11 protein-coding genes and 1 pseudogene are annotated in these 12,678 nt (G+C 51.6%); 7 read left to right on the top strand and 5 right to left on the bottom strand.

Annotation, left to right across the window (positions count from 1 at the left end):
- The 5 genes and pseudogenes from ACOWVD_RS23965 to ACOWVD_RS23945 all read right to left on the bottom strand — a co-directional run.
- Positions 1–137: pseudogene (locus ACOWVD_RS23965) on the bottom strand (hypothetical protein); the annotation flags it as partial.
- A gap of 142 nt (positions 138–279) precedes the next feature.
- The gene (locus tag ACOWVD_RS23960; protein ID WP_110147309.1) at positions 280–1,695 is read right to left on the bottom strand and encodes an MmgE/PrpD family protein; all 1,416 of its coding nucleotides are present in this window, start codon (positions 1,693–1,695) and stop codon (positions 280–282) included.
- Positions 1,696–1,904: 209 nt separating this feature from the next.
- Positions 1,905–2,861, bottom strand: coding sequence for an SDR family NAD(P)-dependent oxidoreductase (locus ACOWVD_RS23955; protein WP_110147310.1), 957 nt, complete (start codon positions 2,859–2,861; stop codon positions 1,905–1,907).
- A gap of 163 nt (positions 2,862–3,024) precedes the next feature.
- Positions 3,025–3,798 (bottom strand): SDR family NAD(P)-dependent oxidoreductase, encoded by a 774-nt coding sequence (locus ACOWVD_RS23950; protein ID WP_110147311.1) that lies wholly within the window; start codon positions 3,796–3,798, stop codon positions 3,025–3,027.
- A 139-nt stretch (positions 3,799–3,937) separates the two neighbouring features.
- A complete protein-coding gene (locus tag ACOWVD_RS23945) occupies positions 3,938–4,849 on the bottom strand; it encodes an MBL fold metallo-hydrolase (protein WP_110147312.1) in 912 nt (303 codons plus the stop codon).
- Positions 4,850–4,970: 121 nt separating this feature from the next.
- On the opposite strand from ACOWVD_RS23945, the gene ACOWVD_RS23940 reads away from it, so the two are divergent.
- From ACOWVD_RS23940 to ACOWVD_RS23910, 7 genes are all read left to right on the top strand, one after another.
- Positions 4,971–5,864, top strand: a complete 894-nt coding sequence (locus ACOWVD_RS23940; RefSeq protein WP_110147313.1) for a LysR family transcriptional regulator — start codon at positions 4,971–4,973, stop codon at positions 5,862–5,864.
- A gap of 195 nt (positions 5,865–6,059) precedes the next feature.
- Entirely contained in the window at positions 6,060–6,524 is a 465-nt protein-coding gene (locus tag ACOWVD_RS23935; protein ID WP_110147314.1) for a MarR family winged helix-turn-helix transcriptional regulator, read from the top strand.
- Positions 6,521–8,458, top strand: coding sequence for an FUSC family protein (locus ACOWVD_RS23930; protein ID WP_110147315.1), 1,938 nt, complete (start codon positions 6,521–6,523; stop codon positions 8,456–8,458). The genes ACOWVD_RS23935 and ACOWVD_RS23930 overlap by 4 nt, the downstream gene beginning before the upstream one ends.
- Before the next feature lies 1 nt (position 8,459).
- Positions 8,460–8,672: a DUF1656 domain-containing protein gene (locus ACOWVD_RS23925; RefSeq protein WP_421105803.1), complete on the top strand. Its 213-nt coding sequence runs from the start codon at positions 8,460–8,462 to the stop codon at positions 8,670–8,672.
- A gap of 7 nt (positions 8,673–8,679) precedes the next feature.
- Positions 8,680–9,555, top strand: coding sequence for an HlyD family secretion protein (locus ACOWVD_RS23920; RefSeq protein WP_110147317.1), 876 nt, complete (start codon positions 8,680–8,682; stop codon positions 9,553–9,555).
- Positions 9,556–9,926: 371 nt separating this feature from the next.
- Positions 9,927–10,796, top strand: coding sequence for a helix-turn-helix domain-containing protein (locus ACOWVD_RS23915; RefSeq protein ID WP_240023609.1), 870 nt, complete (start codon positions 9,927–9,929; stop codon positions 10,794–10,796).
- Positions 10,797–11,786: 990 nt separating this feature from the next.
- Complete coding sequence (locus ACOWVD_RS23910) at positions 11,787–12,482, top strand: hypothetical protein (protein WP_233504962.1); 696 nt, start codon at positions 11,787–11,789, stop codon at positions 12,480–12,482.
- Positions 12,483–12,678: the final 196 nt, after the last annotated feature.

Genomic DNA, 12,678 nt, shown 5'->3' with positions numbered 1-12,678 from the left:
ACGCCGCCCCCCGGGTGAGAAACGACGATGGCCGGATACTGACGGCCCGCGTCGAAGGCCGGCGGGAAGTAGAGCACTGCGGAAAGATCGATGGTTGGGTTATTGCTATTCGTGAAGCTGATTTTCTGGTTCATCATCCGGTTCCTCATAAAGGGTTATCGGTTTGTTGTTGCGCTTGATGAGATAACTATAGATGCTAGAAATTAAGATTATTAGACCCAAAATAATGATTGGACTTATCACCTAAATGATTAATCAATCTGTCGTTAGAAATGACGACTACCTGGTCATAAGATCTGGTAGAAGCGGTTCCAGAAGCACACTGGAAACATCATCAATATCTTCGAGATGCATAATTTCATGGATCATTTTATCTGAAGCTTCCTGCGTCAACGGAAGTGCGGAGAAAGGCAGGCAGAGCTTAAATTTGGCCTTGAAATCTTCTTCACTAAACGGATTTGCGGGGGTTCCTTTCACATGAGTGCATTCTTTATGCAATTCACGTCCATCGTGTAATTTCACTGAGAGGCGTGCACCCCAATCGGAAATATCAGGGCTCATTTCAGCCGTAATGCGGGTCATCAACTCACGTATCTCTGGCCGGGCGCGATTCTCATCACTGTATGATGCCAAAAACACTTCGTCGTCGTAGGCAGCCAGAGCCACGACGTAAGGCAAACTAAACTGGCAATCTGGCACCGTAATCGGGTTCCATTTCTTTTCCTGTGGTTCACATACAGCCCGCCATCCCGACTGGGAAACCTGAATGTGTATACTGGCAATATCCGCCGCGCTGAAGTGGTATTCCTTAATCAGATCACGGATTGCTTCGATGGCCGAATGTGAGAAATAGCACGCGCTATATCCTTTGGTTGTGATGGTCTCAAGTTCCCACTTAGTGCCGAGTTCACGAAGAATAAAATCGGGATCTGTCTCCCAACGAGCAGTGGCAAAATATCCCTTAGGTCCTAGTAGCACTTCGTTACGCGGCCCCGTAATACCACGCAGGGCTAATTGGCAGCAAGTGATGGCCGACTGGGCTACCAACCCATGATGTACTCGAACCATCAACGTGGCAGGGGAGTAGATACTCATAGTGTTAGGTTGCGTCATAGTGCGTGCAATGCCCTGAGCATTCTCCAACTGCTCCTGCGTCAACCCCATCAACCGGCCGACCGCGGCAACGGCACCAAAGATATAGTGCCCTCCGCATTCATTGTTCTTTACTGCACCGTTGATCACTCTGTAGGCCGTGCCCAAACGCACGAGAACTTCCTGCCCGACAGCCATTGCCGTCAAAAACGCCTTACCCGACACAGGACCACAGAGACCGAGAGCCCCCAGCAGTGTGGGAAGTACATATTCAGTAACGTGGCCAGCAGCTTCGTGCTGGTCGCCGCAATCCGTCGCACGCGTCATAGGGCCTATGGCGAGTGCAGCCTCGTTGGCGGGCACCCTCCCTCCGTAGAAGGGGATGGGTGTCTGAGGATCGCCGCCGCGTTCTTTTACCAACGACACGACAGCAGAAATCCCATCCATAGCCGAGCCGCCAATGGTGACCCCCATGGTATCCAGCAGCGTATGCCTGACGTGAGTCATAGCTTTATCTGGAAAATCATCGTATTGCGTCTGTAACACCATACGGCACAGTGTTGCGATCGGATCCTCACTACCTTGTTGTCGGAATTTAGTCATGACTAATACCTTGATATATTTATATTATTTAACCCATAAACCACTTATAAAACCGCCCCATAGGTAAAATATGTCTCACCTAAGATGACGGGGTGCTCACCTGCTCTGGCGATACACTGCTAAAAAAGAGGGGCGATTCCCCTCAAGTAAGTGGTGCATGATGAAGTCCCTGGTTGAGATTTAGAGACTCAAAATGGCCTGTAGTACGGTCAGAAACGTTCACTCACCATTTCTTCACTCTTTACCCAGAGCTTTTTGGCACTTTCCGGGTCAAGAGCATAAGCCATCACGCCGTAGCGTACGCTGGCACCTTCAGTGATAGGCGCGACGCCACAATCCTCGCAATACTGGCCACCGATATCATTGATATCAGCGACCACAGCAGCCCACACAGAGGTTGCCGCCCCCTGGGGGATCGTCTTGTAAACCAAGTCTGGCGCTCCCGAACGCTTCATATCGTCCAGTAGCGCCTCAAATACCCCCTCTTGCGCATAGCGCCCCAACTCAGTATCGCCGATAGCGCCGGGCATCAGGGCCGTGGCACGCACGCCGCGGTGGCAGTGACGACGATCGAACTCCACGGCGAACAACACATTGGCAGTCTTGGCCCTGCCATATGCAATCCAGGGGTCATAGGGGGTATGTTCAAAGTTCGGATCCTGCAGACATACATTGCCTAACCGATGTCCAGCGGAGGACAGATTGACCAAACGTCCACCATCAGCAATCAAGGACGCTATGCGGTTGACCAGTACGAAGTGGCCAAGATGGTTAGTACCGAATTGGGTCTCGAAACCGTCCTCAGTATGACCAAAAGGCGTCACCATCACGCCGGCATTGGCAATCACCGCATCAAAGTTGCGGCCGTCTGCAAGCAACTGGTCGGCACAAGCGCGTACGCTGGCCAGCGAGGCCAAATCCAGTTCGACCAGCGAGAAATCGCCTCCGCTGACCTGTGCCGCTTCACGTATCGGAGCGGTGACAACCTCAGCCTTAGCCAGGTTCCGCACTGCGCCAACAACCTCGGCGCCATGAGCAACGAGTGCACGAGCAGTCTCCACTCCCAGCCCCGCAGAGGTCCCCGTCACCAAAAAGCGTTTCCCATGCAGGTCAATGCCCGCGAGTACCTCATCAGTTGTGGATTGCGCATTGAATTCTTTTTTCATGTTGATGTGTTCCTGTTATTCATAAAAGCGCCATTGCACCAACCATGCGTGTGTGGTGACGATACGCCCCACGTCGCGGAAGAGATTATTGAGGGTGCAGGCTGAAGCGAAAGGCGAGCCACCGCCGTCCGATGCGGACAAGCGGAAACTCTTGGTACTGAACCTAGGCGCCGATATAGGCGCCATTATCGACGACCAGTACGCGCCCGGTGACCGCTTTGCCCATATCGCTGGCTAGATACAGAATAGCGTTGGCCTGATCTGCTGGCTGAGTGTAGGCCAGCTCCTGGTCCGAGTGTTTGCCCACATACTGCACCATGGTGGAGCCGCCGGCGAGCTTTCCGCTGGCCCAAGCCTGTGCCATCGGAGTGTCGGTGTTACCGGGGGCAACGGCATTGCAACGGATACCGGTCCCGGCAAAGCGCACGGCAATATTGGTGCTCATAGCGTTCACCGCCGCCTTGGTTGAGGTATAGGCGAGGCCGCCGAGGGGAAGCGAACCATTAATCGAAGTAACATTGACGATCACACCTTCATTACGCGACATAAAGTGCCGTACGGCCTCTCGACAAAAGCGAAATACGCCCGCGTAATTAACCTGGACGACGGTGTCAAAGTGCTCATCGGAGCACTCCTCGATGGAAACCATATCGCCGACTCCGGCATTGTTAACCAAAATGTCCACCTGGCCGAACGATTCAATCGCTTTAGCAAATACCTTGCTTGGCGCCTGCGGATCGGCGGAATCGGCAAGAATACCAATGGCCTTGCCGCCAGCAGCCTGAATAAGTTTCACAGCCTCATCCAGCTCTGATTGCCTGCGCGCGGTCAGGATAACGTTAGCCCCTTCCTCCGCGAAGAGTTGCGCTGTTGCCAGACCTATTCCCTGACTGGCGCCGGTGATAATGGCTGTCTTTCCTAAAAGTAGTGACTGCATATTAATTTTCCTTCCGTATATTACTCAATTGAGTGGTGGCTCTAGCCCCTGGTATATCGCCTGCTACGTCTGCTGATGATGCAAAACTTTCCATCGCTGACGGATCGGTCAAAAGAAAGTTATCGGAAGCTAACAGGCATCAGTCGGGCTCCCGATAAGTGAAAGCATTAAACACAAAATCCCCCGACTGCGTCTGCGAGATCCGACCAAAAGAGGGGGAGGGAAAATGTGTGCCGGCGATGAGCGTCTGCGTACCAGACAGCTCGCCGAAGATTTTGTGACGCGTTGCCGTAGATAGGTTCTGGTCATGATCAGACGCGCTAGCCCATTCCGGGTGAGCAATTTGGCAAGGGTGATGCATCATATCGCCTGCGAGGATCAGGAGCCCGGTATCTGTCTCAACCCGCAGGCAAACATGCGCGATTGAGTGCCCTGGCGAGGGAAAGACCGAGAAACCATCGCCCAAATCCTCTTCCATTGCGATACGATTGGCCAGACCCGCATCTAGCACCGGCTGAACGGACTGCCTATGAGCAACGGCATGCGCGACGTCAAGGCCCGCAGCAGATTCATCCGCGGCATTGCTCATCCAGTAAGACAGTTCTTCATCAGCAAAGTGGTATTTCGCTCTCGGGAATGTCGGATACCACTGCCCATCCTTGCGATAAGTATTCCAACCCACATGGTCAAAATGCAGATGAGTGCAGAGCACATCTGTCACTGCCGTTGTCGCGATCCCCGCCGCTGTCAACGCCTCAATAAAATCAATATTCATGTCGGTGAACTCAGGAATACCGGGGATCTCTTTTTCATTGCCAACACAGGTATCCACAACGAACAGCCGTTTTCCCTTCCTGATAATGAAACATTGAGAAACGGCGTTGAGCGAATAGTCATTGTTCCGGTAAGGAGCGCAGAGCCATTCGATACCTTTAACACGTTCGGGCGTTGCATCAGGTAAAAGGTTCGGCATGAAATGGCTGATGTCGAGTTCAACGATCTGTATAACTTCGACATCGCCAAAAAGCGTCTTTTTAATCTTTAGAGCCATTGCAATACACCTGGTCAAGCGTTTGTTGTACAACTATAGGCATTGATCATTAAGATGATTACCCCTAAGTTATGATTGGACCTATCATTTAAATGATTAATCGGACGAGCGAAGAGCAGAAATGAAACGTGATGAGATAGCCGACCTGGTGGCATTCGTGGTGGTTGCTGAAGAGCGCAGTTTCACCCGAGCGGCGGCCCGCCTGGGTATGGCGCAGTCGGCATTAAGTCAGATCGTCCGTCGTATTGAAGAACGGCTAGGATTTCGTCTGCTGACTCGCACCACACGCAGTGTGGTGCCCACCGAGGCAGGGGAGCAGCTCTTGTCGACCCTTGGCCCCATGCTGCATGACTTGGATTCGGTCATGACCTCGCTCGGTGACCTGCGCGATCGCCCTTCCGGAACAATACGTATCACCACGGTGGAGCATGCCGCAAAAACCCTTTTGTTGCCTGCTATGCGCATGCTATTGAAGTCCCACCCCGAAATTAACGTGCAGCTCATCATCGATTACGGTCTGACCGATGTGGTCGCAGAACGTTTCGATGCAGGCGTCCGTCTGGGGGGAGAGATGGATAAAGATATGATTGCCGTGCGTATTGGGCCTGACATTCCGATGGCGATCGTTGGCGCACCCGATTATCTTGCCCGGCGAGGCACCCCAACCTCGGTGGCGCACTTGATCGATCACCAGGCGATTAACCTCTATCTTCCTACATCGGGCACTGCCAACCGCTGGCGGCTCATGCGTGGCGGGCGTGAAGTTCGGGTTCGTATGGAAGGCCAGCTCTTGTTAAACACCATCGACCTGATCCTGGATGCCGCTATCGACGGTCACGGTCTGGCCTACCTACCCTGCGACCAGGTGCAGACGGCCCTTGACGAGAAAAAACTCGTTCGCGTGCTGGACAAGTTCACGCCGGATTTACCGGGATATCACCTCTACTACCCGCATCGCAAGCACTCAGGATCAGCATTCTCCTTGCTCATTGATGTGCTTAAATTCAGCGGTTGACAGGGCTGTCGTTCTGATAACTCGAGGTTCTTATAACTCTGCGTATAGGACAGGTACTGAATTACCTATGCCTATTAATATAGATTTCATGAAACGAGGGCCATTACGCCCTGTCATTTCTCATCCCCTCACACAATAGGTTGCCAAAGCAACTATTGCCATTTAACCTATGGGTACAGTTTGCCGAGGTATCCCATGTCATCGAAAGAAAAGTCCCTCTATGCCCTTACCAACGCCCTACAACCGGTTCGCCGGGTATGGAAACAGGCCGCAACCCTAGCGATCGCCAAATCCGGCATCTCCATGTCACTGGCCACCGTTGTGGTATGGGTACACCGTAATCCGCAGGGCATTTATCAGCGTGATCTGGCGGAAGAGGTCGGCGTCAATCCCGGCGCACTGGTGCGCCTGCTGGATCAGGCGGTAGCGTTAGGCTTCCTTGAACGTCAGGAATCAGCCGGCGATCGCCGGTTTAAAATCCTGCGTATTCTGCCCACCGGCGCCGAACTGGCCAAAAAGATTGAAGCCGCGGCAGACAAATTACGGGTCGAGCTAATGCACGACGTGCCGTTGGAGGATATCGAAACCGCCACGCGCATCTTGCGCCTGTTCGAAGAGCGCGCCGGCCAATACCTGCAACAGGCTGGCAATGAGCCATGAAAATCGGTAAATCGCAGCTGCTTTATGCCGCGAAACTGTTTATTTCCGCCATGCTGGCCTTCGCGCTGGCGGAAAGCATTGGCCTGCAAAACCCCTATTGGGCGATGGTGACCTGCTGCGTGCTGAGTAATCCGGTCAGCGGTGCCGTACGTGCCCGCGCCACCTACCGTTTCTGCGGTACCCTGTTCGCCGGCGTGCTGACGCTGGCTCTTTCGGCCTGGCTCAGCAATACGCCGGTGTTGCTGATTGTTGCTGCCGGGCTGTCATCGTCGCTGATGCTGGGCATTTCTTATCTTGACCGTACGCCGCGAGCCTACTTTTTCCAGTTGGGGGCCATCACCATGATGTTGGTCGCTATCGCCTACATCAATCACCCGGACACAATGTTCACCATGGTCGTTACACGGGTTACAGAGATCTGTCTGGGCATTTTGGCAGTAACACTGGTAGACAGCGTGCTGTTTCCTTCTTCACTGGCGCCGGTACTACACACGCGGCTAAAAGGCTGGCTGTCCGACCTGGCACGTTGGCAAGAAGACAGCCTTGATGGCAAGGACGGTGACGCCCAGGCTGAAGCGGACCGCATCCGTTTGCTGGGCGACATCGCGTCGTTCAACCAGATGATGACCACCCTCAGCTATGACAGTTCGGTAGATAAAATCACCCGTCAGGCAGCGATTTCGATACAGCAACGCGTGCTGCAAATCGTGCCGCTACTCTCGTCCATCGGCAGCAGCATCGCCGCATTGTCAGCCGACCTACGGCCCCGGTTGCAACCGTGGCTGAATGAAGTGCGGCGTCAGGCAGTTGAACCCGTACCGTGCTATGCGCCCTCGGCGGGCTTACTCCCGCCTGAGATAACTCTATCTCCGTGGGAAACGCTGATCGTTGACGAGCTGGCTGAACAAATTGAACAGTGGTTAACGTTGTGGAGCGAGGTACAGCAGCTGAACGCGTTCCTCGAAGGAGAACCGCTGCCTGCGGCGCTGCAGACACAGATGATGCGCAGCCGCGTCTTCTCACCGCCGCCGGATACCGGTATGGCGTTGCGCATGTTCGCCGGGATTTTGACTACTTACGTGCTCCTGTGCGGCCTCTGGTATTTCACCGGCTGGGAACAGGGCGCCAACATGGTGCTGTTAGGTGTGGTTGCCATCGGCTTCTTTGGCGCCGGCGACAACCCTGGCGCAGCTATCGCCACCTTTGGGCGCTTCGCCGTCATCGCGATGGCTCTCGGTGCCCTGCTCAGCTACGTGCTGCTGCCGCTGGCCGGAGATTACGGCAGTTTCCTGATCGTGATGGGACTGTTTTTGCTACCGCTCGGTGTGTGGGCGGCAAGCAACCCGCTGGCAACGCTGGCGATCGCGCTGTCGCTCAGCAACGTCAATTTTCAGGGACACTACGCGCCGAACAACATGGGGTTATATCTGGAAAGTACCACCGGCACGTTGATTGGCGTTTATTTCGCGTTCCTGTGCGCAGCACTGTTCCGGCGCTGGGGCACCGATCAGGTGGTGGCGCGGCTGATGCGGCAGGATGCGCAAGAAATGCTGCGTCTCAATCGCCACGTCACGGAGCGCGACTTACAACGCTATCAGGCGCGCGCGTTGGATCGCATCACCGCGCTGGGCAGCCGCCTGGCCGCCGTTGGGCAAGCCGATCGCAGCCCACAGCTGTTGATGCGCTTAAAAACGGGTATCGATCTGATTCGTCTGCAGCAAGCCGGCGGGCTCACCCCTGGCGCTTCGCCGAACGCCGGTCTGCCGGCGGCGTTCCGCCAACTTTCTCTGCACGCCGAAGCACCATCAGCGCTGCTGGGCCAGATCGACGCCGGTCTGCAACAGGCTTGGCGGCAGAATGATCGGCGGGTGCTGCGGCCGCTCACCCGGCTGCGGCTGTTGCACTTCCCCACGGCTTTGCACTGGAACCCCTGACATGATCGGTGAAATCAACATTGACGGCGTGTTTATCTCGCCTTTGCTGCTGTGCCTGGTGTGCGCGTTCTTCGCGCGCATGGCGCTTTCCTGGACGTTGAACGCGGCGGGCATCTATCGCTGGGTCGCGCAGCGCCCGCTGTTCGACACCGCCCTGTTTCTTATTCTGGCCGGGCTGTTTTTCCACAGCCTGAAATGGCTTACCACTTCCTGAGGACCCCATGTTTCGTGAACGTACCCTTGCTCTGCTGCGTCCCGCGCTGACTCTGATTGCCGTTTTGCTCGCAGCAGGCGTACTGTGGCAGCTTTATCTCTATTACACCTACGCCCCGCAAACCCGCGACGGCAAGATCCGCGCCGACGTGGTGCCGCTGGCCACGGATGTTTCCGGCAAGGTGGACGCCGTGCACATTCACGACAACCAGGTAGTACATAAAGGGCAACTGCTGCTCAGCCTGGACAAAGCTCGGCTACACAATGCTCTGGATCAGGCCGAGGCCGCCGTGGAGCGCGCCAACGTTCAGCTAGCATCATCCCAGCGTGAAAACCGGCGTTACCAAGCGCTGCAGTCGGCGATTTCACAACAGGAACGCGACAACCGCCGCGATGCCCAGTCGCTGGCGAAAGCCAATCTGGATCAGGCCCTGGCGGATCGGGCTTTAGCACGAATCAACCTGCAGCGTGCCGATCTCTATGCGCCGGTGGATGGGGTGATCACCAACTTTTCGCTGCGCCCCGGCGCTTACGCGACCGCCGGTCAGCCGATCATGGCGTTGGTGGACTCCAACAGCTTCTATATCGCCGGATATTTCGAAGAGACCAAGCTGGGCCGCATCCAGAACGGCGATAAAGTGGTGATCCGCATCATGGGGGAGCAGCAGCCGCTGTACGGCCACGTCGACGGGCTTTCCGCCGGCATCAACGACAGTGAACGCACCACCGCCGCTGGCAATCTGCTCGCCAATGTCAATCCGACATTCAGCTGGATCCGCCTGGCGCAACGCATCCCGGTGCGCATTGCGATCGACACCGTCCCTAAGGGGGTCGATTTGATTGCGGGACGTACGGTAACTGTCAGTCTCAAAGATAATGAATAAAGATATTAATACAGAAACAACTTAGAGAAAGGTTCGTACCCAATGTCAATACATCTTGGCTATTAGAATTAACAGAATATTATAATTAGCCAGCCCAATTTATTAGAGGGGTGATGAGTGGCGATTACTGAACTGCAATGACAATAGAATTATCCCATATAGTTTCAAAGGGGAACTCATCAGCCGTCTCAGGATCACATTCCTAAAACTCTAATAAATTAACTCATTAGTCGAGAGTGTTGGTCACAATGCAATTGTGCACCGTAATAAACCATCGTTTGTTTTATATTTCACTTATTTTCTATGAGTGCCATTTAAAAATCGGACCATGGTAATTTGAGAGTTAACCCAGACAACGTGGAGATGCCGTGATGGATACTTGCAATTTTATTAAAGACTTATTGCTATGGATTGATAACAATTTAGAAAATGATTTATCAATTGATGCAATTTCGCATAGGTCAGGGTATTCAAAATGGCATCTTCAGCGTATGTTTCGGGCTGTCACTGGACGCAAAATTGGGACATATGTTCGTGAACGCAGACTAACTCGCGCTGCCTTTTCCATGCGAATGACAAAAATATCAATTGTAGACATTGCAGTTCTGTATAATTTTGAATCACAACAATCCTTTACTCGTGCGTTTAAAAAGCTCTTTGGGAAGGCACCAGGATATTATAGGCGTACAAATGACTGGTCGATGAAAGAATTATGCCCACCATTTAACATTGAACGAAAGGAAATACCGTCCCCCGCTATTATTTACATGCCAGACATGGACCTTTCAGATGTTACACATTCATATTTTTTTCGTCCAGATCATTTTACTGAGGAAAGCATCGGGCATCACGCTGATTATTTATATAACTATTTAAAAAGACACAACATCACAGAAGGAAAACTGTATGGAATGAGAAAATTTCAGCATGAGGCCTTTAACTCGTATTCAATCGCACAGGTTAAGGCAGAACACACTAATAATAAAACAGACTGCGATTATTTTAAATTCAATGGCGGCGCGTTTATTAAATTTAATTTCCACGGAAAGTTAGCTGATTTCCAAAAGTTTGTGGCGTTTATATATAATACTTGCCTACCGCTCTTGGGAGTTGTAAGAAGAGATGATTGTGATATAGAGATTTTCCATATCTCTGGAAGGAATTTAAATTTAAGTGAAGATATTTTCTGTGATTACCTAATCCCTGTTAACGCCCAAAAGACAGCCTTTAAAAACCAATGACTATGGGTATCTACATCACTTGACAGACAAAAAAACCATCTATCATACAGAATGTGACCTCACAGATATAAGTCACATATTGAAACCAGTAAAATGGCCAGCAAGCAATATCATATTTTTATTCCATTTTTTCCAAACAATTAAAACCATCACATTAAGCCATCCTATATCAAGAATAAAAATAATCAGCCACATGAAAGAGTTAAATTCATACGAAACCATAAAACATGCAAGTGACACACACCTCCGCAAACAGCACCCATTTAAAACGGTGTCGATGTCATAAAAATTTCTAAAGCACCTCGTATACATATGGGTTGCGTGCAGCCCAAGATAAATTAAAGTAATTCTATCCCTCTATAATAGGCGCCAGATTTAAGTTTCACTGGAAATATAAAACGAGGTGTCAAATTCTGTCGATTAAATAATGTGAGGCTATCAAAATCACATAAACCAGAACATTGTTTGTCTGGGGACGACTACGTGTTCTGGCATTCGTTGTGTAGGCCTGGGCCGAGGTAGGGGATTCAGGATTTTAATTAAAGTTATGAGGTGTCCTGGTTGCCAAAGTGCGGGGCGGTGTGACGATGAGTGGGTCGCTCGGCCGGGCAGCTTATTGAGCTGCTGAATCCATTGGACGCTCAATCGCCACACCATCTTCTATAGAGGAAGTGACCCGAATACACGCAGCAACACCAAGGCATCCTATCGACCGCTGAACGATCAATATCATAACGACAAGCGCTACCCAAACCGGCTCCGGCCGGTTTTTTGTGCCTGCGGTTCAGGCTGTTCACCCTGTAGGTGAACAGGGATGTACACCTAGAAGATAGCCATACACCCATTAACACATTGAAATAAAATGATAAATTCAAAAGGTGTATAGGGTGAACAGTTTTCCTATAAATCTTTTTTTTCTGAGCAAAATGGCAGATTGGCTCTATCATGTGGCAGAGCCAAAACAGACTCTTTGATGGGATAACCGTTAAGATGGAAACGACCAAGAAAATAATTTTGGAAGGTTTAGGACGGCATGATTTAAGCGAACTACCCGGCCGTCCTTATGATTGTTCCTTCGAATTGTTAGCAGCTAAACCAGCAAGAAAGCGCTTAATCATGGTCGGGTTCAACGGCTCATCAGCAGATGACGGTTTTACAAATGCTCAAGCAGTGATAAACGGTTTTAATTCACCTTGTTTCTCTAATGTTCAGGCTGGTACGGAAGGTGAATGGGGTATCAAACATTTGGCAAACCGCCTGCAATCCGTCCCTGAACAGCTAGGCTTTAGATGGCAAGAGACTGTCTACACCAATGCGCTACTCATGTGTTCTAAGGATGCCCTGTCGCTCAAAAAAAGGGCTCAAGAGAGCGCGATTGGCAGTTTGGATCGACTGATTGAAAAATCGATGGGTTTCTTTGAAAACGTTACCGTCCCCCTATGCAAACCTGAGCTAATTATTGCTTACAGTAACGGAATGAACTCTCACTCAGCAGCTCGCTTGCTTTTAAAAGCATTCGGCGATGGCGATGAGCCCGAGTACATAAGCCGAAACCGCTACTACTCCACATTCGGCTTTACGGCACGGTTTAAGCAATTCGATGTGCCTGTGGTAGGTATCCGCCACATGTCGCGCTTCAAACCTGATGTGCAGCTCATCAAACAAGCATGGGAAAAAATGCGCTAACTACTGATGCCGGATTCTAAAATCGCCCTCTAAATCGGTCTTACTTTTCTGCATTGGTATACGCTTAGGTATACCTTACAAATCTGAACTCGATTATTATCAATAATTACAATAAGTTAATCGAGTTATTCAGACTCCGCCAGCCCAAATACGTCGCCAGTGAACCAGATAGACCCGGCGATAATAGCGAAAAAGC

Origin of the sequence: Serratia sp. SA088, from assembly GCF_049065515.1 — a bacterium.
Lineage (GTDB): Bacteria > Pseudomonadota > Gammaproteobacteria > Enterobacterales > Enterobacteriaceae > Serratia > Serratia nematodiphila.
The sequence above is the reverse complement of the archived record's forward strand: the minus strand, read 5'-3'. Positions and strand labels throughout refer to the sequence as shown.

Bases quoted from the DNA above. Each gene is read 5' to 3' on its own strand.
- ACOWVD_RS23960 (WP_110147309.1), bottom strand. From the start codon at position 1,695: ATGACTAAATTCCGACAACAAGGTAGTGAGGATCCGATCGCAACACTG.
- ACOWVD_RS23955 (WP_110147310.1), bottom strand. From the start codon at position 2,861: ATGAAAAAAGAATTCAATGCGCAATCCACAACTGATGAGGTACTCGCG.
- ACOWVD_RS23950 (WP_110147311.1), bottom strand. From the start codon at position 3,798: ATGCAGTCACTACTTTTAGGAAAGACAGCCATTATCACCGGCGCCAGT.
- ACOWVD_RS23945 (WP_110147312.1), bottom strand. From the start codon at position 4,849: ATGGCTCTAAAGATTAAAAAGACGCTTTTTGGCGATGTCGAAGTTATA.
- ACOWVD_RS23940 (WP_110147313.1), top strand. From the start codon at position 4,971: ATGAAACGTGATGAGATAGCCGACCTGGTGGCATTCGTGGTGGTTGCT.
- ACOWVD_RS23935 (WP_110147314.1), top strand. From the start codon at position 6,060: ATGTCATCGAAAGAAAAGTCCCTCTATGCCCTTACCAACGCCCTACAA.
- ACOWVD_RS23930 (WP_110147315.1), top strand. From the start codon at position 6,521: ATGAAAATCGGTAAATCGCAGCTGCTTTATGCCGCGAAACTGTTTATT.
- ACOWVD_RS23925 (WP_421105803.1), top strand. From the start codon at position 8,460: ATGATCGGTGAAATCAACATTGACGGCGTGTTTATCTCGCCTTTGCTG.
- ACOWVD_RS23920 (WP_110147317.1), top strand. From the start codon at position 8,680: ATGTTTCGTGAACGTACCCTTGCTCTGCTGCGTCCCGCGCTGACTCTG.
- ACOWVD_RS23915 (WP_240023609.1), top strand. From the start codon at position 9,927: ATGGATACTTGCAATTTTATTAAAGACTTATTGCTATGGATTGATAAC.
- ACOWVD_RS23910 (WP_233504962.1), top strand. From the start codon at position 11,787: ATGGAAACGACCAAGAAAATAATTTTGGAAGGTTTAGGACGGCATGAT.